General features: G+C 73.8%; 18 protein-coding genes. 5 read left to right on the top strand and 13 right to left on the bottom strand.

Annotated elements, in window-relative coordinates; genetic code table 11:
* Positions 1-13: 13 nt before the first annotated feature.
* The 4 genes from fxsT to pdxH form a co-directional block, all read right to left on the bottom strand.
* The gene (gene fxsT, locus OG286_RS17445) at positions 14-4,063 is read right to left on the bottom strand and encodes an FxSxx-COOH system tetratricopeptide repeat protein (RefSeq protein ID WP_405365451.1); all 4,050 of its coding nucleotides are present in this window, start codon (positions 4,061-4,063) and stop codon (positions 14-16) included.
* Positions 4,060-5,454, bottom strand: coding sequence for a TIR-like protein FxsC (locus OG286_RS17450; protein WP_396324424.1), 1,395 nt, complete (start codon positions 5,452-5,454; stop codon positions 4,060-4,062). The genes fxsT and OG286_RS17450 overlap by 4 nt, the downstream gene beginning before the upstream one ends.
* A gap of 168 nt (positions 5,455-5,622) precedes the next feature.
* Positions 5,623-5,802, bottom strand: a complete 180-nt coding sequence (locus OG286_RS17455) for a hypothetical protein (RefSeq protein ID WP_396324423.1) — start codon at positions 5,800-5,802, stop codon at positions 5,623-5,625.
* A gap of 317 nt (positions 5,803-6,119) precedes the next feature.
* Positions 6,120-6,752 (bottom strand): pyridoxamine 5'-phosphate oxidase, encoded by a 633-nt coding sequence (gene pdxH, locus OG286_RS17460; protein WP_396324459.1) that lies wholly within the window; start codon positions 6,750-6,752, stop codon positions 6,120-6,122.
* A gap of 417 nt (positions 6,753-7,169) precedes the next feature.
* On the opposite strand from pdxH, the gene OG286_RS17465 reads away from it, so the two are divergent.
* The gene (locus OG286_RS17465) at positions 7,170-8,270 is read left to right on the top strand and encodes a citrate synthase 2 (protein ID WP_396324422.1); all 1,101 of its coding nucleotides are present in this window, start codon (positions 7,170-7,172) and stop codon (positions 8,268-8,270) included.
* Between the two features lie 133 nt (positions 8,271-8,403).
* Complete coding sequence (gene serC / locus OG286_RS17470; protein WP_405365453.1) at positions 8,404-9,522, top strand: phosphoserine transaminase; 1,119 nt, start codon at positions 8,404-8,406, stop codon at positions 9,520-9,522.
* A 150-nt stretch (positions 9,523-9,672) separates the two neighbouring features.
* Here serC and OG286_RS17475 read toward each other — a convergent pair whose 3' ends face one another.
* A complete protein-coding gene (locus OG286_RS17475) occupies positions 9,673-10,470 on the bottom strand; it encodes an SDR family oxidoreductase (RefSeq protein ID WP_396324420.1) in 798 nt (265 codons plus the stop codon).
* Between the two features lie 84 nt (positions 10,471-10,554).
* On the opposite strand from OG286_RS17475, the gene OG286_RS17480 reads away from it, so the two are divergent.
* On the top strand, positions 10,555-11,175 hold the full coding sequence (locus OG286_RS17480; RefSeq protein ID WP_396324419.1) for a TetR/AcrR family transcriptional regulator: 621 nt from the start codon (positions 10,555-10,557) through the stop codon (positions 11,173-11,175).
* Positions 11,176-11,194: 19 nt separating this feature from the next.
* Here the strand turns inward: OG286_RS17480 and thpR are convergent, their stop codons facing one another.
* Complete coding sequence (gene thpR / locus OG286_RS17485) at positions 11,195-11,782, bottom strand: RNA 2',3'-cyclic phosphodiesterase (RefSeq protein ID WP_396324418.1); 588 nt, start codon at positions 11,780-11,782, stop codon at positions 11,195-11,197.
* Between the two features lie 44 nt (positions 11,783-11,826).
* On the opposite strand from thpR, the gene OG286_RS17490 reads away from it, so the two are divergent.
* On the top strand, positions 11,827-12,345 hold the full coding sequence (locus OG286_RS17490) for a GNAT family N-acetyltransferase (RefSeq protein ID WP_396324417.1): 519 nt from the start codon (positions 11,827-11,829) through the stop codon (positions 12,343-12,345).
* Between the two features lie 48 nt (positions 12,346-12,393).
* Here OG286_RS17490 and OG286_RS17495 read toward each other — a convergent pair whose 3' ends face one another.
* The 7 genes from OG286_RS17495 to OG286_RS17525 all read right to left on the bottom strand — a co-directional run bounded on the left by OG286_RS17495 (position 12,394) and on the right by OG286_RS17525 (position 19,640).
* On the bottom strand, positions 12,394-13,950 hold the full coding sequence (locus tag OG286_RS17495; protein ID WP_405361018.1) for an MFS transporter: 1,557 nt from the start codon (positions 13,948-13,950) through the stop codon (positions 12,394-12,396).
* 124 nt (positions 13,951-14,074) lie between these two features.
* Positions 14,075-14,509, bottom strand: a complete 435-nt coding sequence (locus OG286_RS17500) for a MarR family winged helix-turn-helix transcriptional regulator (RefSeq protein WP_396324415.1) — start codon at positions 14,507-14,509, stop codon at positions 14,075-14,077.
* Positions 14,510-14,596: 87 nt separating this feature from the next.
* Positions 14,597-16,399 (bottom strand): hypothetical protein, encoded by a 1,803-nt coding sequence (locus tag OG286_RS17505; RefSeq protein ID WP_405365455.1) that lies wholly within the window; start codon positions 16,397-16,399, stop codon positions 14,597-14,599.
* A gap of 58 nt (positions 16,400-16,457) precedes the next feature.
* Complete coding sequence (locus OG286_RS17510; RefSeq protein ID WP_396324413.1) at positions 16,458-17,306, bottom strand: nucleic acid/nucleotide deaminase domain-containing protein; 849 nt, start codon at positions 17,304-17,306, stop codon at positions 16,458-16,460.
* 16 nt (positions 17,307-17,322) lie between these two features.
* A complete protein-coding gene (locus OG286_RS17515) occupies positions 17,323-17,853 on the bottom strand; it encodes an SUKH-4 family immunity protein (RefSeq protein ID WP_396324412.1) in 531 nt (176 codons plus the stop codon).
* A 51-nt stretch (positions 17,854-17,904) separates the two neighbouring features.
* Positions 17,905-18,903, bottom strand: coding sequence for a nucleic acid/nucleotide deaminase domain-containing protein (locus OG286_RS17520; RefSeq protein WP_396324411.1), 999 nt, complete (start codon positions 18,901-18,903; stop codon positions 17,905-17,907).
* Positions 18,900-19,640, bottom strand: coding sequence for a WXG100 family type VII secretion target (locus OG286_RS17525; RefSeq protein WP_396324410.1), 741 nt, complete (start codon positions 19,638-19,640; stop codon positions 18,900-18,902). Before OG286_RS17525 ends, OG286_RS17520 begins: the two co-directional genes overlap by 4 nt.
* Positions 19,641-19,934: 294 nt before the next feature.
* Between OG286_RS17525 and OG286_RS17530 the strand changes: the two genes are divergently transcribed.
* The gene (locus OG286_RS17530; protein ID WP_396324409.1) at positions 19,935-20,339 is read left to right on the top strand and encodes a VOC family protein; all 405 of its coding nucleotides are present in this window, start codon (positions 19,935-19,937) and stop codon (positions 20,337-20,339) included.
* Positions 20,340-20,590: the final 251 nt, after the last annotated feature.

Genomic DNA, 20,590 nt, shown 5'->3' on the forward strand with positions numbered 1-20,590 from the left:
GGCCGTGCCGGGATCACACCGGGGGCTGCTCGATGTCGCGGTCCAGCCGCACCCCCTCCCGGATCGCCACCGTGACCGGGTGCTCCTCGCCCAGCGTCTCCCGGGCCCGGGCGAGGGCGTCGGCCGCCGTCCGGGCCGCCCGGTCGTGGTCACCGGTCGCGGCGAGGGTGAGCGCGAGGTTGGACGCGGCCGCCAGGGCGTCCGGGTGGTCCGCGCCGAGCCGCCCGGCCAGCAGTGCGAGGGCCTCCTCCTCCAGCGGGAGCGCCGCCGCCGGACCGCCGTCGAGCGCAAGCCCGTTGGCCCGGTTGAGCAGGGCGATACCGACGTACGGATGGTGGTCGCCGAGGGCCGTGCGCAGGCCGGACAGGGCCTCGCCGGAGAGCTGCCGGGCCTCGGCGGTGCGGCCGCCGCGGCGCAGCAGCACGGCGAGGTTCCCGGCCGTGGTCAGCGTGGTGGGGTGCTGCGCGCCGAGGTGGGTCCGGCAGTACCGGTAGGCGTCCTCGCCCGGCGGGACGGCCCGCCCGGTGTCACCCAGCGCGGCCAGCGAGCCGGCCAGGTTGGCGGCGGCGGCCGCGGTGCCCGGGTGGTCGGCGCCGTGCCGGTCGAGAAGCCGCCGGTGGACGTCCTCGTCGTTGGCGAGCGCCTCCTCGTACCGGCCGAGCCGGCGCAGAGCGGCGCCGAGGTAGCCGCGGGCCCGCAGCAGGCCGTGGTGGTCCTCGCCGTACAGCCCCGCGTAGCCGCGCACGGTGGCCTCCAGGAGGTCCAGTGCCTCCTGGGGCCGGCCGGCATCGCCCAGGTCGCGGGCGAGGTTGGCGGCCGAGAAGAGCGTGTAGGGGCTGTCGGCGCCGAGCGTCGCGCGCTGGCGCCGCAGGACCTCCCGGTGCCCGTGGACCGCCTCCGCGAAGTCCCCGCAGAGGAACTGGGACACGGCCAGGTTGTTGCCGCTCATCAGGGTGCGCGGGTGGTCCGGCCCGAGCACCCGCACCGCGGTGGCGAGGGTCTCCCTGTCGAGCGCCCGGGCCTCCTCGTAGCGGCCGAGGTGGCGCAGGTCGCCGCCGAGGCTGTTGGCGACGGCGATGGTGTTCGGGTGGTCGGGCCCGAGGGCGGCGGTGAGCCGGGCCAGCACGTCCCGGTCGGTCTCGTACGCCTCCCCCGCGAGGCCCTGGAGCCGCTGGACGTTGCCGAGTTCGACACGCAGCAGCAGGGTCGGGACGTCGTTCCCGCCGTCGTGCCCGGGCCCGGCCGGGCCCGCCTCGTGCCAGCGGGCGAGGACCCGCTCGGCGAGGTCGCGCGCGGCGCCGTGCAGGCTGCGCTGCCACAGGTAGCGGACCGAGCCGACGATCCACCGCCGGACGGCCGGGTCGGCGGATCCGGCGGCGCCGGACGGCCAGAGGTGGGGCAGCAGTTCGGCGTAGCGCGGCCAGTTCGCCGGGACGTCCGGGTCGCCCGGGTCGGCGAGGGTGAGCGCGCGGTGCACGACGGCCCGTACCCGGGCCCGGTCGGGCTCGGCGACCTGGTCGCGCAGCAGCGCCTGGGTGATCCGGTGCACGCTCAGCGTCCCGCCGGCCTGGTCGTAGCGGGCCAGGTTGAACTGGTTGACGGTGCGCAGGATCTCGCCCGTCGCGAGCCGGGCGTCCGGGGTGTCCGGGGGCAGCCCGACGGCCTCGATCACGGGCGCGCTGTAGAGCAGCCGGATCGGGATGGCGTCCGGTCCGAGGAAGCCGCAGACCTCCAGCAGCCGGGCGGCGGGGGCGTTGATCCGGCGCAGGTCGGCGCCGGCGATCCGCCAGGTGGCCGCGGTGACGGTCGAGTACTCCGCGTCCGCCTGGACCGACCGGTCGAGGATGTCGGTGAGCGTCTCGTCCAGCAGTTCGGCGTAGGTGGCGGCCGGCATCGGGGTCTCGTGCAGCCAGGCCGCCGCCTGGCCGACGGCGAGCGGCAGGTCGCCGAGGAGTTCGGCGATCCGGTCGGCGTCGGCGGCCCCGGCACCGGTGTTGAAGCGGCGGACCAGCTCGATGCTCTCCGCCCGGTCGAACACCTCGACCTCGGTGCATCCGCGGTGCCGGGCCCAGCGCCGGTCGCGCGAGGTGACCAGGACGTGGCCGTCGGCGGAGCCGGCCGGCAGCCACGGGGCGAGCTGCTCAGGGTCCTCCGCGTTGTCGAAGACCAGGAGCCAGCGCCGGTACGGGCGGCCCCGGCCGAGCGCGTCCAGCACGGCCCGGGCCGTCAGGGCCACGTCGTCGCCGCTGTCCAGGCCGAGTTCGGGGGCGAGTTCGGCGAGCCGCTGCGGGATGCCGGCCGGCTCCTCGGCCGGCACCCACCAGACCACCTCGTACGCGGGCGCGAAGCGGTGGGCGTACTCGACCGCGGTCTGCGACTTGCCGACCCCGCCGATGCCGTACAGGACCTGCATCGGCTCGGCCGCCGGGCTGAGGGTGAATCCGTCGCGCAGGGTCTCCAGCAGCCGGCCGCGGCCGGTGAAGGCGGGCAGCCGCGGCGGCGGGTTCGCCACGTCGGGCCGGCCCGACGGGAAGCGGGCGGGGGCGGGCGGGGCCTCCTCGTCGGCCTCCAGCCAGCGGCCGGCGCCGGGCGGCGGGCCGAGCAGTTCGAAGAGCTGGGTCTCGGCCGGCTCGGCGGAGCCGCGGGCCAGCTCGGGCACCCGGTGGCCGGCGAACGGCCCGGACAGCCACTCGCCCGGCGCCGCCAGGGCCAGCGCCAGCAGGCCGGCCGATCCGCCGTCCTGCTCGGCGGAGGTGAGGCGGCGCCAGATCTCGCGGCCGCGGGGCAACGCCGCGTACTCGGGCGAGAGCAGCACCAGCACCCGGCCGTCGCCGTCCAGCGGGCCGGCGGCCTCGGGCAGGGCGCTGTCACCCGGTGGTCCGGCGTCCAGCGCCGCCGCGGCGCCGTGCAGTGAGGCGAGGTAGCCGAAGCCGGCCAGGGCGGCGGCGGCCCACTCGGCCCACATCCGGTCCCCGGGCGCGTAGCTGACGTACACCTGGCGGGAACGGCTGCGGCCGGTGCGCAGGTACGCCGCGTACAGCCGGCGGCGGGCCCGGTCGGGGACGGGCCGCAGCGTGCGGACCCGGCCGTCGGTGAGCCAGGCCGCCAGCCGTTCGAACGCGCCGAGCAGGCTGCGGCCCTGCTGCGGCCGGTCGACGACGGTGGCCGGCACCTCCTCGTACGCGTAGAACGGCTTGTACGGGACTTCGACGTCCCGCCAGTAGTCGGCCCGGCGTTCGGCGCTCAGCCAGCGGTCCAGGTACGGGGCGAAGGCGTCGTGGGCGAGGTCGCGCCCGGCGGCCAGGCCGGCCCGCTCGGCGTCCTCGACCCGCATCGGGACGGGCAGCACCCGGATGTCGCGCTCGTCGGCGTCCACGATGGCGTGCGCCGCGTCCACGCCGCCGCGGATGCTCTGGGCGCCGAGGGTGAAGCAGTCCACCACGGTGTCGGGCATGAGCACGGTGCAGATGCCGGAGGTGTCGCTGACCCCGGTGCGGCTGTCGATCAGCACGTAGTCGTACGCGGCGGTCCACTGCTCGCGCAGCGCGTACAGGAACTCGGCGCCCCGGATGTCGCCGCGGGTGTAGAAGCTGCGCCAGTTGAAGCTGGTCACGGCGGCGGAGTAGGCGGCGTTCTGCCGGCCGGCCGGCATCAGGTCGAGCCGCCCGCCGGCGGGCAGGTCGAGTGCGAGGCCGCAGAGGTAGCGGTTGAGCCGGCCGGGCTCGGCGAGCCACTGCCGGGGGGCCGCCGCGGCGGCGTCGCCGGGGCCGGGCAGGGCCTGTTCGACGTAGGCCCGCAGCAGGTCGATCAGGCCGTCGGTGGCGTGGAGTTCGGGGTCGATCAGCAGCGGGTGGTAGTACCGGTGCAGGCCGGGCGCCTCCAGGTCCCAGTCGACCACCAGGACGCGCAGGCCCTGGCTGGCGAGGATCCAGCCGACGTTGGCCAGCGCCATGGTGCGGCCGGTACCGCCCTTGTAGGAGTAGAACGTGACGACCGATCCGGTCCCGGGCGTCGACAGGACGGCGGACTCGGCGTCCGCCAGGGCCACCTGGTCGGCGGTCATCGTACGGAGTCTCCTTCGCGGGGCCCCCGGGGAGCCGGGGGCAGGACTGCATCAGGGGACACGGCCGGCGGCCAGGCCGGGATGGTCAGTCCGGGCATGGCCGCGGCTCCGGGGCCGAGGCCGAACGTGGCCCTGGCCAGAACCGGATCGGCCTCGTCCGCCTCGTCTAACAGTTTGTTCTGGGCGACCGTAACGGTGCGTAGCAGTTCACTTTCGAAGCGTTCCCGCTGGACGCGGACCCTAAAGAGCGGCTCCGGCCCCGACCTGTGCAGCCAGTTGCGCGGGAACACGTCCCGCACTCCCCCCCAGAGCCGGGTGCGCGCCGGCCCCTCGGGCGGGTCGTCGGTGCCGGCCGGCACCAGGACGCCGGTGACGGGGTGGTTCCGGTCGTCGAAATCGCGCAGCGCCCGCCGGTAGTGCTCGGCGCCGGCCGCCCACGGGTCCACCAGCAGGACGCTGACCTCGTTGTTCTCGCGGGCGCGGTCCAGGTCGGCGGACAGACCGGGGCCGACCTCGTCCAGCGTGGTGCTGTGCCCGGCCCGGGTGATCGCCTGCTGGGCCTGCACGACCAGCGAGGGAAGTCGCGGCGGGTGGTAGGGCGCCCAGTCCCTGGGCCGGTCCCCGTACCACCCACCGCGGCACCGGCCTTCGTCCTGCGCCGGCGCCGGAGCCCCCTCGTCCCCTGCCGGCACCGTGGCGGCCACCGGCCGGTCCTCGGCGCTGGCGGCGGGGCGGGCCGCCACGCTGCCGGCGGCGACGAAGATCCGGACCATGCCGCTGCGCCCCGGCGGCGGTGCGGCGTCCGGCACCGGGAAGCAGCCGTCCACCCGGCCCAGGTCGAGGTGGGGCAGCTCGGTCAACGGCAGGCAGGCCGCCTCCCGCACCCGCTCGGCGATGGCCCGGACCACGCGGCGGTAGTCGGGCCCGTGCGGGTCGGCCCGCAGCAGGTCGCGCAGCCCACCGGTGACGTACGCCGCGCCCAGATCGTGCTGGCTGTACTGGATCCGCAGCACCTCGGCCGGCAGGTCGGCCGGAGGCGGCTCCCAGACCACCGGGATCAGGGCCGGCACCGCCTCGCCGGTCAGCTCCTGGTGCCGGCGCATCCGGCCGTCGAAGGCCGTCCACTCCTTGCCGCAGTACGGGCTCGCGAAGTAGGCCGGGGAGTAGAGCGCCACCAGGGTGCGGCTGACCGCGAGCATCCGGGAGAGCTGCCGCTCCCAGTCGTCGCCGACGCGCAGCCGTTCGGTGTCCCGGTAGGCGAGTTCGCCCGGGCCCACCGCGGGCTCGATCCGGGCCAGCTCGTCCCGGAGGTCGCTGAAGAACTGGTCGACGAAGGCACCGCCGGCCTGGTGGTCCCGCCGCGCGTAGCTGAAGAAGAAGTACGGCCGCACTTGCAGCACCCCCCGGGCCGGTCGGCGAACTCGGCCTACGCTACCGGGGAGTTGGGTCGATGGGGAGCCGGGACTGGGGAAGATCCCGGCTCGGCTTTCACCCGGTTCCGCCACGGGGCGGTCACGCCGCAGGGTGGCGCCCCGGGGGGCGGTGCGCGGACCGGCCGGTCAGACCGCGGACTGGAAACGGGCCACCGGCAGCGCGCCGGGCCGGTCCTCGTCCACGCCTGCCCGGCGCACCAGTTCACCGACGTAGGCGGTTGCCTGTTCGGCGAGTCGGCCGAGCGTCGGGCGCTCGGCGTCGTCACCCGGATCGAGTGCCGCGGTGGGGGTGGCGGTGTCACTCATCGATTGCCTCACCCTCTCGGGAGGAGTGGTGGCTCCGGCCCGCGGCCGGGGCCTTTGCCCCACGCTACCGTCGCGGATGACGTGGAGTCAGATCGCGCCGGAGGGCGGCCGGTTCACGCGGGAGCGCACGGCGGGGCGCACGGCCCCGCCCGACCCGGCCGCACCCACGGGCACCGCACCCCTGGAGGCCGAACCCACGGGCTCCGCACCCCTGGAGGCCGAACCCACGGGCTCCGCACCCCTGGAGGCCGAACCCACGGGCTCCGGACCCCCCGGAGGCCGAACCCACGGACGCCGTCACTCGCGGACGCCGCCGCTCACGGGCAGAGGCGCTCCACCCGCCAGCCGGCCGGGGCGGACGGGTCGGCCAGGTAACGCAGCCGGTCGTGCAGCCGGTTCTCCCGGCCCTGCCAGAACTCCACGCTCTCCGGGATCACCCGGTACCCGCCCCAGAACGGCGGCACCGGCACCCCCTCGCCCTCCGGGTAGCGCCGCTCCAGCTCCGCATACCGCTGCTCCAGCACGTCCCGGCCGCCGACCGGGCTGGACTGCTCGCTGGCCCAGGCGCCGAGCTGCGAGCCGTGCGGGCGGGTGCGGAAGTAGGCGGCGGTCTCGTCCCGGCCGACCTTCTCCACCCGGCCCTGGACGATCACCTGGCGGGCCAGCGCGATCCACGGGAAGAGCAGCGCCGCATGGGGGTTGGCCGCCAGCTCGGTGCCCTTGCGCGAGCCGTAGTTGGTGAAGAAGACGAAGCCGCGCGCGTCGAAGCCCTTCAGCAGGACGGTCCGCGAGCTCGGCCGCCCCTGGGCGTCGGCGGTGGAGAGCACCATCGCGTTGGGCTCCGCCAGCCCGGCGTCGTCCGCCTCGTGGAACCAGCGGGTGAACTGGGCGACCGGTTCGGCCGCGAGCTGCTCCTCGACCAGGCCCTCCTGCGTGTAGTGCTTGCGCATCACGGTGAGGTCCGGCCCGGGCCGGGCCTCGTCGGCCAGGATCCGGGTGGCGGGGCTCAGGGGCGTCGGCTGGGCGCGTTCCGGGGTCTGCACGTCAACATCATCCCGTACGACAAGCAACCGGCACCGCTACCTCCGGACAAACCCCGGTGGGAGATAAGGTGACTCGCCACCGCTTGACCGCCCGGCCTACGGTGAATTGTCCGGAACCTGGGGTTTGGTTCCGGAGATTTCCCTGGCGCGACCGGCCTCCGGGCAAAAAGTCAAGCGGGCCCGCGGGCAACATCACCACGGTGGTGTATGGCGCAATGCACTCTGTGCCTGTGAGGATGGCACCGAGTGCCAACCACCATTCGGTCACTGGCGTACCGCCCCACCACGGCGGCCCGCCGATCGCAGAACTGAAGGAGCCGTCGCATGTCCGACTTCGTACCCGGGCTTGAGGGAGTCGTCGCGTTCGAGAGCGAGATCGCCGAACCCGACCGTGAAGGCGGCGCCCTGCGGTACCGAGGCGTCGACATCGACGACCTGGTCGGCCACGTCTCCTTCGGCCACGTCTGGGGCCTGCTGGTGGACGGCAAGTTCAACCCGGGCCTCCCGGCCGCCGAGCCGTTCCCGATCCCGGTCCACTCCGGTGACATCCGCGTCGACGTGCAGTCCGCCCTCGCCATGCTCGCCCCGGTCTGGGGCCTCAAGCCGCTGCTGGACATCTCCGCCGAGCAGGCCCGCGACGACCTCGCCCGCGCCGCCGTGATGGCGCTCTCCTACGTGGCCCAGTCGGCCCGCGGCCAGGGCCTGCCGATGGTCCCGCAGAGCGAGATCGACAAGGCCGAGACCGTCGTCGAGCGCTTCATGATCCGCTGGCGGGGCGAGCCGGACCCGAAGCACGTCAAGGCCATCGACGCCTACTGGACGTCCGCCGCCGAGCACGGCATGAACGCCTCCACCTTCACCGCCCGCGTCATCGCCTCCACCGGCGCCGACGTCGCGGCCGCGCTCTCCGGCGCCGTCGGCGCGATGTCCGGCCCGCTGCACGGCGGCGCACCGTCCCGCGTGCTCGGCATGATCGAGGAGATCGAGCGCACCGGCGACGCCACCGCCTGGGTGAAGAACGCCCTCGACAAGGGCGAGCGCCTGATGGGCTTCGGCCACCGCGTCTACCGCGCCGAGGACCCGCGCGCCCGCGTGCTGCGCCGCACCGCCAAGGAGCTCGGAGCGCCGCGCTTCGAGGTCGCCGAGGCGCTGGAGAAGGCCGCGCTGGAGGAGCTGCACAACCGCCGCCCCGACCGCGTGCTGGCCACCAACGTCGAGTTCTGGGCCGCCATCATGCTGGACTTCGCCGAGGTCCCCGCGCACATGTTCACCTCGATGTTCACCTGTGCCCGGACCGCCGGCTGGTCGGCGCACATCCTGGAGCAGAAGCGCACGGGCCGGCTCGTGCGCCCCGCCGCGCGCTACATCGGCCCCGGCCCGCGCAGCCCGCGCGACATCGAGGGCTACGCAGCCATCGCGCGCTGACGAAACCCCTGCTGAACAGCGGGTCAGGCCTCGTGCCCGGCCCGCTGTTTCCGCAGCTCCGGGCCGCGAAGATCACATCTCAGCGGGCGGACCGACCGCACACCGCGGCGGGCCCGGCCGGTAGGCTGCGCGCGTGGCTCAGATCCAGATCCCCGCTGACATCAAGCCCGCAGACGGCCGTTTCGGCTGCGGCCCGTCCAAGGTGCGCCCCGAGGCCCTGAGTGCCCTCGCCGCGACCGAGACCGCCCTGCTCGGCACCTCCCACCGCCAGGCCCCGGTGAAGAACCTGGTCAAGCGCGTGCGCGAGGGCGTGAGCAGCCTCTTCTCCCTCCCCGAGGGGTACGAGGTGGTGCTCGGCAACGGCGGCTCCACCGCCTTCTGGGACATCGCGGCCTTCGGCCTGGTGCGGGAGAAGTCCCAGCACCTCGACTTCGGCGAGTTCTCGTCCAAGTTCGCCTCCTCGGTGAAGGCCGCCCCGTGGCTGGCCGAGCCGACCGTGATCAAGACCGCCCCGGGCACCCACCCGCTGCCGGTCGCCGAGGCCGGCGTGGACGTCTACGGACTCACCCACAACGAGACCTCCACGGGCGTCGCGATGCCGATCAGGCGCCCGGCCGGCGCCGACCAGGGCTCGCTCGTCCTGGTGGACGCCACCTCGGGCGCCGGCGGCCTGCCGGTCGACATCACCGAGACGGACGTCTACTACTTCGCCCCGCAGAAGTCCTTCGCCTCCGAGGGCGGGCTCTGGCTGGCGTCCTTCTCCCCGGCCGCCCTGGAGCGCGCCGCCGAGATCGCCGGCTCCGGCCGCTACATCCCGCCGTTCTTCGACCTGCCGACGGCCATCGACAACTCGTCGAAGGACCAGACGTACAACACCCCGTCGATCGCCACGCTGTTCCTCCTCGCCGACCAGCTGGAGTGGCTGAACGGCAACGGCGGGCTCGACTGGGCCGTCGCCCGTACGGCTGATTCCTCGTCCCGCCTGTACGGCTGGGCCGAGAAGTCCGCGTTCGCCAACCCGTTCGTGGCGAACCCGGCCGAGCGCTCGCAGGTGGTCGGCACGATCGACTTCGACGACTCCGTGGACGCCGCCGCCGTCGCCAAGGCACTGCGTGCCAACGGCATCGTCGACACCGAGCCGTACCGCAAGCTCGGCCGCAACCAGCTGCGCGTCGCGATGTTCCCGGCGATCGACCCGGCGGACATCGAGGCGCTCACCGCCTGCATCGACTACGTGGTCGAGCAGCTCTGACCGGCTGACGCACGCGGAAAGGGCCACCGCCCACGGTGGTCCTTTCCGCTGTCCGGAGCTACCTGCTGACCAGCGAGCTGATCACCACGACGGCCAGCAGCAGCACCAGGGCGCCGGTCACGATACGCATACGAGTCTTGGGATCCACGGTCAACGAGCGTACCCGGACCCCGGCCGGGTCAGGACGCCGAGGTTGGACCCGCCGCTGGCATCGAGGTTCTGCCCGGTGACCCAGCGGGAGTCGTCGGAGGCCAGGAAGGCCACGATGTCCGCCACGTCGGCCGCCTCGCCGACCCGGTCGAAGGCCGAATAGGCGGCCACCCGGGCGCGCGCCACCGGATCCTCCAGCCAGGGGTTGATGTCGGTGGCGACGACGCCCGGCAGCACCGCGTTGACGGTGATCCCGCGCGGGCCGAGCTCCTCGGCCAGGGTCAGCGTCAGGGTGTTCAGCGCACCCTTCGTCATCGCGTACGAAACCGCCGTCGGAAACGCCACCCGGGTGACGCCGGAGGACACGTTGACGATCCGGCCGCCGTCCCGCAGCCGGCCCAGGCCCTGCTGGACGACGAAGAACGGCGCCCTGGCGTTCACCGCGAAGACCCGGTCGAAGTCGGCCTCGGTCACCTCGTGGATCCCCTTGGCCACGCCGATCCCGGCGTTGTTCACCAGGATGTCCAGGCCCTCGCCACCGCCGGCCGCCGCGAGGCCCGCGTCGAATGCCGCCCAGAGCGCCTGCGCGTCGCCGGGGACGCCCAGCTCGGCGCCGACCGCGAAGGCCCGCCCGCCGGCCTGCTCGATCACCTTGACGACCTCCTCGGCCGCCGCCGCGTTGGTGGCGTAGTGGACGCCGACCAGCGCGCCGTCCCGCCCCAGCCGCTCGGCGATGCCCCGCCCGATCCCCCGGCTGCCGCCCGTCACCAGTGCCGTCTTCCCCGCAAGCGTGCTCATGGCCACGCCCCCTCATTTATGTAGCGGTCGCTAATGAAAGGAACCGTAGCAGGTGTTCTGTAGTGCTCGATATAGAATCTCCGCATGGCGACGACTCCGGCGACCACGCCCACGACGAGCACCCCCCGGCGCGGGCGCCCGCGCTCCTTCGACCGCGAGGCCGCCCTGGAGCAGGCACTGCGGCTCTTCTGGGAGCGCGGCTACGAGGCGACCTCGGTCGCCGACCTCACCGCCGCCATGGGCATCCGCCCGCCGAGCCTCTACGCGGCCTTCGGCGACAAGCGGGCGCTCTTCGAGGAGGTCGTCACCCGCTACCGCAAGACCCACGGCGCGTACGCGCCCCGCGCGCTGGCCGAGGAGCCCACCGCCCGGGCCGGCGTCGCCCGGATGCTGCACGAGGCCGCGGCCCAGGGCACCGACCCGGACCACCCCTGGGGGTGCCTGGTGATCAGCTCGACGGTGAACTGCACCTCGCCCGAGGTCACCGGCGCCGTACGGGAGCTGCGCAACGCCAACGTCCGGGCGTTGGAGTCCCTGATCCGCGCCGACATCGCGGCCGGCCACGAGCCCGCCGACGCCGACCCGGCGGCGCTGGCCGCGTTCACCGCCACCGTGCTGCAGGGCATGTCCCAGCGCGCCCGTGACGGCGCGAGCCGGGCCGAGCTGGAACTGGTCGCCACCGCCGCGATGCGGATCTGGCCCTGACGACCGGACGCCCTTGGCCCTAGCTCCAGTCGGCCAGCGGCCAGGAGCGGACCGTCTCGTAGTGCGCGAAGCCGCCGTCCGGCTCGCTCTTCATCAGGTGCAGTTCGGCGGCCTCCCACTCCGGCCCGCGGTACTCGCCGAGCGCCAGCGCCAGGGAGTCGAGCTCCGCCGCGGCCACCCGCTGCACCGCCCGCCGCCGGCCGCGCAAGGAGCCTGCCCGGGCCAGGGTCAGGTGCGGGTGGAAGGTGAAGGCGTCCACCTCGCCGATCACGTCCGCGGTGGCCTCGTTCACCGCCTCGGCGAGCCGCCGCAGTGCCCAGGTCTGGCCCTCCACCCCGGCCCAGAGCACCCGGTCGCCGAACCGCCCGGCCCCGGCGAACCGCAGCCGGTGCACGGCGTGCACCTCCGCCACCCCGGCCAGCCCGGCCTCCAGCTCCGGCAACCGCTCGACCGGCACCTCGCCGAGGAAGGCCAGGGTCAGGTGCCAGCCCTCCACCGTCGTCCAGCGCAGCCGGTCCGCCCCCGGCAGGCCACGCACCGGCGCCACCGCGTCGGAGAGCCCCTGCAACGCCTCGACCGGCGGCAGCACCGCCACAAAGAGCCTCATGAGGTCATCTTCCCGCGCACGGCTCTTTGAGCTAGAACATTTTCATGAAGATCCGTACCGGCGGCCCCGACGACGTCGCCGACATCCTTTCCCTGCTCGACGGCGCGGTCGCCTGGCTGGCCGCCCGGGGGCGCACCGGCCAGTGGGGCGACCAGCCCTTCAGCGGCAACCCGGCCAGGGTCGACCACATCCGGAAGTACGCCGACGAGCCGTTCCTGATCCGGCTCGCGGTGGACGACGAGGGCCGCACCGTCGGCTGCTGCGTCGTGTCCGAGGAGCGCGGCCAGTACATCCCGGCCGTCGAGGAGCGGGAGCTGTACATCCGCAACCTGGTCACCGACCGGTCCCGCAAGGGCTCGGGCATCGGCGCCGCGCTGATCGCCGACGCCCGGGACGAGGCCCGCCGCCGTGGCATCGGCCTGGTCCGGGTGGACTGCTACGCGGGCGACGACCGCCGGCTGGTCGGCCAGTACCGGGCACTCGGATTCACCGAGACCGAACCCTTCGAGGTCGAGCAGCCGAACGGCCTCTGGCCCGGCCAGATCCTGGAGATCCGGCTCTGACCACCGGCCCCGGGCGGGCCACCGCGCCCGCCCGGGTGTGACCGGCCGTCAGCAGGCGGCGGCCAGCTCCGACTTGACGGTGGCCCTGGTGCGCGGCACGAAGGCCACCACTCGTCCGCCGCGGCCCGGGTGCAGGTCGACCCGGACCTTGAGGTCGGCACTGCGAGCCAGCACCAGGCCGACCGTGCCGGCGGCCAGCGCCGAGACCAACCCGCAGGCCAGCAGCCCGAGCCGGGGCCCGTACGAGGCCGTCACCCAGCCCACGACCGGCGCACCGATCGGCGTGCCGCCGGTGAAGACCAGCACCAGCAGGCCCATCACGCGGCCCCGCATCTCCGGGTCGGTGGCCAGCTGCAGCGTGGAGTTGACCGAGGTGTTGAAGCTCAGCCCGAACACCCCGATCAGGGTCAGCAGCGCCGCGAAGGTCCAGTAGCCGGGCGCGAACGCGGCCACCACCTCCAGCGTGCCGAAGGCCAGCGCCGCCCCCACCAGCCCGCGCAGTCTGGGCGCGCCGCGGCGGGCCGCGAGCAGGGCGCCGGCCAGCGAGCCGACCGCCATCGCGGTGTTCAGCAGGCCGTACTGCCCGGCGCCCACCTTGAAGGTGTCACGGGCGAAACCGGAGAGCAGCGTCGGGAAGTTGAACCCGAAGGTGCCGATGAAGCCGGCCAGTACCATCGGCCAGAGCAGCTCGGGCCGCTCCTTCACGTACCGCAGCCCCTCCCTCAACTGCCCCTTCTCGCGGGCGATCGGCGCGGTCGGGCGCAGTTCGCTCTGCCGCATGGCGAGCAGTCCGCCGATCACGGCGGCGAAGGAGAGCGCGTTCACCGCGAACGCCCAGCCGCTGCCGACCGCGGCGATCAGCAGGCCCGCGACGGCGGGGCCGACCAGCCGGGCGGTCTGGAAGTTGGCGGCGTTCAGGCTGACCGCGTTGGCGAGGTCCTTCGGGCCGACCATCTCGGAGACGAAGGCCTGCCGGGTCGGGTTGTCGACCACGGTGACCAGGCCGAGCAGCAGTGCGAACGCGTACACGTAGTACGGCGTGACCACCCCGCCGATGGTCAGCACGGCCAGGCCGGCGGCGAGCAGGCCCATCGCGCCCTGGGTGTAGATCAGCAGCCGGCGCTTGGGCATCCGGTCGGCGAGCACGCCGCCGAACAGGCCGAGCAGCAGCATCGGCAGGAACTGCATGGCGGTGGTGATGCCGACGGCCAACGGGCTGCCGGTGAGGCTGAGGACCAGCCAGTCCTGCGCGATCCGCTGCATCCAGGTGCCGGTGTTGGACACCACCTGGCCGGCGAAGTAGTAGCGGTAGTTGCGGACGCGCAGCGAGGAGAACATCCCCCCGGGCCGGGTGAAGCGGGCGCCTGTGGGGGATGCGGCCGCCGAGAGGGGCCGCGCGGTGGTGGCGGGCGACGGGCGGGCGCTGCCTTGAGCGGCGGGGTCTACCGCCGCGGTGCGTTCGTCGGGGTCGTCGTCGCCGTTGCCCGGCAGCCCCGTGGGGGCGGGTGCCTGGGCGTCGGCGGCCGCAGCGGAGGCGGCGGCGGGGTCGGTGGTCGGCTCGTCGGTACGGATGGCGGCGGCGCTGGCTGCGGCCGGCGGTGTCACGGTGGTCTCCCCTCGCGGCGCGACGACCCGTCGGGGGGCCGTCGCGCTCCTGGTGTCTGTGCTCGGTCCTGCGGTGATGCGGTTCTCCTTCGTCCTCCGGCGGCTGACCGGAAACAGGCGTGCCTCAGAGATGTGCGAGCTTGTACAGCACGGGCGCGGCCTCCCGGAGGACGGCCCACTCCTCCTCGTCGAGCCCTTCGGCGAGCTCGGCGAGCCAGGCGTTGCGCCGGCGACGGCTCTCCGCGAGGATCACCTCCGCCTGCTCGGTACTGCTGACGACCACCTGCCGGCGGTCCTCCGGGTGCGGCTCCCGCCGCACCAGGCCCTTCTCCTCCAGCATCGCGACGATCCTGGTCATGGAGGGCGGCTGGACGTGCTCCTTCCGGGCGAGCTCACCCGGCGTGGCCTTCCCGCAGCGTGCGAGGGTGCCCAGCACCCCCATCTCGGTAGGGCTGAGCGACTCCTCGACCCGCTGGTGACGCAGGCGACGGGAGAGGCGCATGGTGGACGACCGCAGCTGACTGACGGCTGCGAGGTCCTGCTCGGACATCTCGGGCATGTCCTTAGCCTACGTCATTACTCTCGCTAAGGAAAATTGCTTTCCGATCACCCTCGGCCGACCGCCGGCGCCCCGGCGCCGGCGCCGTCAGCGCCGGGTGTCCACCGCGGCGAGGCCGTCCGGCATACCCGCCACCAACAGCGTCCCGGCCAGGGCGAGCGACCAGACCTCCGAGCCCGTCCGCAGGTCCAGCACCCCGCCGCCGCCCAGGTAGCGCACCCGGACCAGCCCGTCGGACCAGGCCGCCGCCACCACCGGGCCGGCCGCCGTCGCCCCGGCGGCCACCGCCGTCACCGGGCAGCCGCGCCGGTCGGACGGCTCGGGCATCGGCGCCGAGCGCGGACCCCAGATCCGGACGGCGCCGTCGAAACCGCCGCTCACCAGCAGCGGGATCTCCGGATCGGACAACGGCCCGCCCCCCAGGGCGGTACCGGCCAGCGCGGTGACCGGCCCGTGGTGCAGCCGCTCGCTGACCACCTTGCCGTCCTCGTACCAGTGCACGGCGCCGGCCTCGTCGCCGAACGCCGGCGCGGAACCGGCCAGCCCGCCGATCGCCGCCACCGCGCTCAGGCCACCCGGGTCGCCGGCCGGCGTCGTGCCGCCGGCCACCGAGCCGACCGCGTCCAACGCCGTCATCAGCCCGTACGGCTCCAGGCCCGGCCGCGGTTCGGCCGGGGCCACCAGCTCCGCCCGGCCCCAGGCGTCGAGCAGCACCACGGAACCGCCGGCCGTCGCCGCCAGCCCCCGCAGCGGACGCGGGGACGGCACCACCACGGCGCCGACCCGGCGGCCGGTGGCGGCGTCGAAGGTCCGCACCGCGCCGGTCGGATCGCTCACCAGCACCTGCGACAGGTACGGTCCCGCCCCGGCGGTGATCGCGACGGCCGGCCCCGGCCAGTCCCGGTCGGCACCCTCCCAGCGTGCCCAGCGCCCGGACCAGGGCACGGGCAGCTGCGCGAGGACGGACGCGGCGGCTGCGGCGGAGGCGTCCCCGCCGAGCAGCCGGGTCCGCAGCACGGCGGCCCGGACGGCCGGGTCGGGCTCCTCGATCAGGGCCGGACCGGCGGCGCGCCAGGCCCGGGCGAGCGCGTCGTCCCGCCGCTCGACGGCCGCCGTCACCGGGACGGGGCGGGCCAGCGCGTAGAGCAGCGGGTCCGCGGCCAGCGGGCCGGGGTCGCCGCCGGCCGCGGCCGCCGTCCAGAGCGCGGACAGCGTCTCCTCGCCGGCCGCCCGCAGGTCGGCACCGGCCGGGACCGCCGGCGGCACCGGAGCCGACGGGGCGGCCGGTGTCCCGAGGACCGGGCCGGGCAGCGGGTAGGCGGCCGCGTCGCCGCCCCGGGCCGCCGCCCACTGCGCGAACCGCGCGCGGTCCGTCCACTGCGGATCGCCGAGGTCCAGCACCGCCGGCGCGGGCACCGCGGTGAACGCCCCGGCCGCCGCGCCCCCGGTCGTCGCCTCGACCACCAGTCGCACGCCGGGCAGCCGGAGTAGCGGGTCGAGCAGTCCGGTCACCAGGCCGGCCGGGTCCTCGGCCGCGTCCAGCTCGGGGACGCAGAGCAGGGTCGGCCGGGCGTCCGCCGCGATCGCCTCGATCAGCGGGCCCGGGGCGTGCGCGACCAGGTCGAGCTGCCGGCCCAGCGACCAGACGGCCGTCCGGACGGTGGCCCCGGCGGCGGGCAGCACGGCGTGGATCCGCCGCGCGCCCGGCACCGTCTCCGTGGTGCAGCCGCGGACCAGCCAGGCCAGCAGGTGCGACTTGCCGGCCCCGGGCGGCCCCGCCACCCGGCAGAGCCGCGGCGCCCGCAGGTCGTCCAGCCAGCCGAGCAGTGCCAGTCCGGCCGGCCTGCGCCCCGCCTCCAGCGGCGGCATCCGCCGTCCGTCCCGCGCCATTCCCCTGATTCCCTCTCCTGGTTCCACCACGGTCCGACCGCTCGGGTCTCTCCCCCGCTCAGCCCTGCCGCTCGGCCAGGCTGATCATCAACGCCTTGATCCCGCTCTCGCGGGACTCGGCCGTGTCCCCGTAGTCGAAGCTGTGCGTGAACTCCGCCTGCGGGAACTCCCGCGCCATCCAGCGGGCGCAGTAGTGCCCGGGCATCATGCACGGCTCCAGCTCGCAGTGGACCCGGACCACCTGCTCGGCCTCGACGCCGTCCGCCCGGAGGCGGTGCCACAGCACCTCCTCGGGGTGCAGCGGCCCCGGGCCGCCCACCTGCGTGACGATCCGCTTCCCGCCCTGCTCGTCGACCACCTCGAAGGCCGCCGACGAGTTGACGTTCAGCGGGCGCCGCAGGTCGTCCAGCACCCGCGGCCACCAGCCCTCGCGGTCCTCGAACGCGGCGGGGTCGGCCGCCAGCAGCCCCTGGCGCAGCTCCCGGTAGGCCGCGAGGGCCTCCTCCGGCCGGTCGGACGCGGCCACCGCCGGCAGGTGCCGGTCCAGCAGCAGCAGCCCGGCCGCGAACGCCGCCACGCCGGAGCTGACCGGCAGGTCGACCGGCTCGGCACCCACCAGCACCGCCCGCACCGACCGGTCCGGCGCGAAGTACAGCTCGGCCCCGCCGTCCGTGCCGATCCGCAGTTGCGCCGCCACCGGCCCCGCGTCCAGCCCGGCCGTGGCCGCGTACTCGCCCACCGACAGCGGGTCGGACTCCTCGGCCACCCGGAAGTACGGCCCCACCTGGAGCGGCAGCCCCGGGTGGCGCAGCGGCCCCTCGGGCGCGATCGGCAGGCTGCGCAGCCCCCGCGGCCCGAAGTGCGCCAGCAGCGCCGCCGTCAGCTCGTCGTCCATCTCCGCGCTCACGTCCGAACCGGCCCTCTCACAGCATGGGGTAGGAGTCGAGGAACGCCGTCCAGAACTCGCTCTTGAACGGCAGCGAGTCCCAGCGCTCCATTCCCTCGCGGACGATCTCCTCCACCTCGGCCCAGTCGTTGGGGTCCGGGCGCTCGTCCGGACCCGGCCGCTCCACCTCGAACTTGTAGACGAGGTAGGCCAGCGAGGAGACGTCCCCGTGAATCAGCTCGTACTCGATCTCGGAGTCCGGGTCGGAGGCCCAGATCGTCCCGTCGCCGAGGTGCACGAAGACGACCGCCTGGTAGAGCCTGCCCAGCGGCTGCAGCTTCCCGTGCGGGGTGTCGACCGGCTCGGGCCCGGGCCAGTTCTCGAAGGCGGTGTCCCGGCTCGCCGGGTCCCGGTCCGCCAGCTCCTCCAGGATCCGGAAGAGCCCCTTGGAGTTCGGGATCCCGATCTCCGTCACGAAGCGCGCGCCGTCGCCGTCCGGCCAGATCCGTGCCGCGGCCTCGGGCCGGAACCTCAGCAGATCACCCGGGGTGGCCCGTTCAACGACCACGGGCCAGTCAATCCCTACCAGCACCAGTCATCCATCCTGTCGTCCCGCCCGTCACAGGCCAGTGTGTTTGAGCTTCTGCTTCTTCGCCACGTGCTTCGCGTCGGAGGCCGCCTTGTCCTGCTGCCCCTGCGCGTCGAAGTCCTTCGTGCCCATCGTGCCATCATGCTTGCCCGTGGAGTGGTCCTCCTCGAGCTGGTCCAGATAGGCCTTGTGGCCCCAGTCACGGTCCTTCGTGGGGACCTTGTTGTCGTAGTCGACGCCGTGGGTGACCTTCAGGTCGGGATTCTCCGACTCGAAGTGGCGGGCCAGCCAGCGCTCGCAGTTCGGGCCGGCCTGGCAGGGCGCCCGCTCGGTGTAGAGCTCGCTGACGTTGCCTTCCTTGCCGCCCAGCAGCGGTTTGCCGATCGACCGTTCCGAGTGGCTGCGGACGTAGTCGCTCCGGCCGACCAGGATGAACTCGCCATGCTCGTCCTTGTACCTGAGCGAGGCGTAGTTCTTGCCGCCGTAGTTGCCCTCGGCGCGCCGGGCCTCCTCCACGGCCCGGGACAGCTCCGTCGGCTCGGTGATCTTCTGGCTGACGACCTTCTCGTCCTGCTTGGGGTTGCCGTCGTCGTCCTTGTCCGACTTCTTGTACTTCTTCGCGTGGTACGTGGAGCTGAGATCCTTCGGCTCCGCGTCCTTGACCTTGCCCGAATCCCCGTCCAGCAGGGTCTTGAGGGACTTGTCGCTCCCGTCCGGGTCGACGAGCTTGCCGTCCTTGATCTCCTGGACCCGGCCGTCGTCGTGGATGAAGTACTTCCGGGGCGGCGGCTTCGGCTCTCCCCCGGCGCTGGTGCCCGCGTGCGGCGGCGGTGCGGCCTTGTCCTTGCCCTTGTCGGCGAAGCCCTGCGCGTGGTGCTCGTCGTTGGTCTTGTGGTGCTTGGCGGTCTTGGCCAGATTGTCGCCCGCCTGCTTGTACATCTTCTTGACGGCTTTGCCCGTGTCCTCGGCCAGGGCCTTGCCGAGCTTCTGGGCGCTCTTCTGCAGCGCCTTGACGACCGGGTCGGTCATTCGAAGCTCACCCCTGCCACTCGGGCGCTGAAGACCTGCGCGTGCTGGGCGACCTTCTCCGCCTGGGCGTGCAGGGCCCGGGCGTGCGTCTCCACGACCGCGGGGTCGATCTTGAATCCGGTGCCGGCCGAACCGCCTCCGCCGTTCACGGCCGCTTCCGCCGCCTCGAACACCAACCCGGACACCGCCCCCGCGACGATCTCCACCAGCGGGGTGACCGCCGCCTCGATCACCTCGGAGATGATGTGGTCCTCCAGTTGGTGCGCCAGATAGGACATCAGCTTGCGCGCGGCCTGCTGGATCGCGATCACCCCCGCCTCCGCAAGCCCGAGGGTCGCCACGGCGGCGGCCTGGGCCGCGACGAAGGAGGCGGCCAGCACGATGAGCTCGGCGAGCGCCTCCATCTTCATGGCGATGATCACGTCCGCGGCGGTGTCCAGCGCCTTCGCCACCACGTGGGCCGCCTGGACGACCTCGTTGAAGTGCTTGTCGGACATCAGCGCCCACTTGGCCACCAACGCCTCGTACGACTCGCCCTCGTACGCCCCGCCGAGCTGATGGACCGTCGCGGTCGAGTCCGTGTGCAGGTCTTCGAGTCCCTTGGCGAACTCCTTGACGTGCTCTCCGAATTCGCGGACCTTGTCCTCGTTGACCGAGGGCCAGTGAATGCCGATGAACTCGAGGAGCGTCGCCACCTCGCCGGGCAGCTCGATCGCCATCAGGATCCCCCCACTCACACCAATCCGTCGATTGCATCGAAATTTTATCCAATGAACCATCAGACGCCTCCCCCCGGAACGTGCCGATTCTGTACCGATCTGTACCGACCCGGACGCTCTCGATCCGCTCCGGCGGCCGGCCCCGGCCCCCCGGGGACGGGCCCCACCCGCATCCGGCCCGCTGGCCGTGCCCTCCGTGGCTCCCGGTGCGATGCTGGTTCTGGGGCCTGACCTACACGGCTCCCGGCGCCACGCCACCCCTCGACGGAAGGGCCGACCAGCACCACCCCTCAGTGAAAGGGCCGACCAGAAATGACCGACGTCGCCGCCGAGCAGGCCGAGCAGAACGACACCGGCTTCGCCCGCCTCGCCATGGTCACCATCGACTGCGCCGACCCGGTCGCGCTGGCCGCCTTCTACGGCGAGCTCCTGGGGTGGGAGACCCGGCACGTGGACGAGCACTTCGCCATCCTGGACAACCCGGAGGGCGGCAGCCCGCTCGGCTTCGGACGGGTGACCGGGTACCGGCCGGAGCCGTGGACCGAACCGGACGGCAGCAAACACTTCCACCTGGACTTCTACGTCGACGACCTGGAAGACGCCACCGCCCGGGCGCTCGCGCTCGGCGCCACCGAACCCCGCTACCAGCACGGCCGCACCCTCAAGGTGCTGATCGACCCGGCCGGCCACCCGTTCGGCCTAGCTCCTCTGGAGTGACGGCCGGGAGGCCCGAGCGGCTCCCCGGACAGGCCGGGTGCTCTATGCGCAGGCGACGTCAGGGCTTGGTGGCGAGATCTTGCCGATCACGTGAAGGACAGCCCTGACCTGCGCTTTCACCAAAAACCCGAACATTGTGCGACTCGCCGGTAGTGGTTACTGTCCCCCGTTGTCAGGGGCACCACACGCCAGGCTTCCCCCGGGCAGGACCGCGACACCCGCGCGTACCGCGCATCCGGCTTCGCCACCCA

The sequence above is a fragment of the Kitasatospora sp. NBC_00039 genome (assembly GCF_045160625.1).
In the GTDB taxonomy this organism is placed as follows: domain Bacteria; phylum Actinomycetota; class Actinomycetes; order Streptomycetales; family Streptomycetaceae; genus Kitasatospora.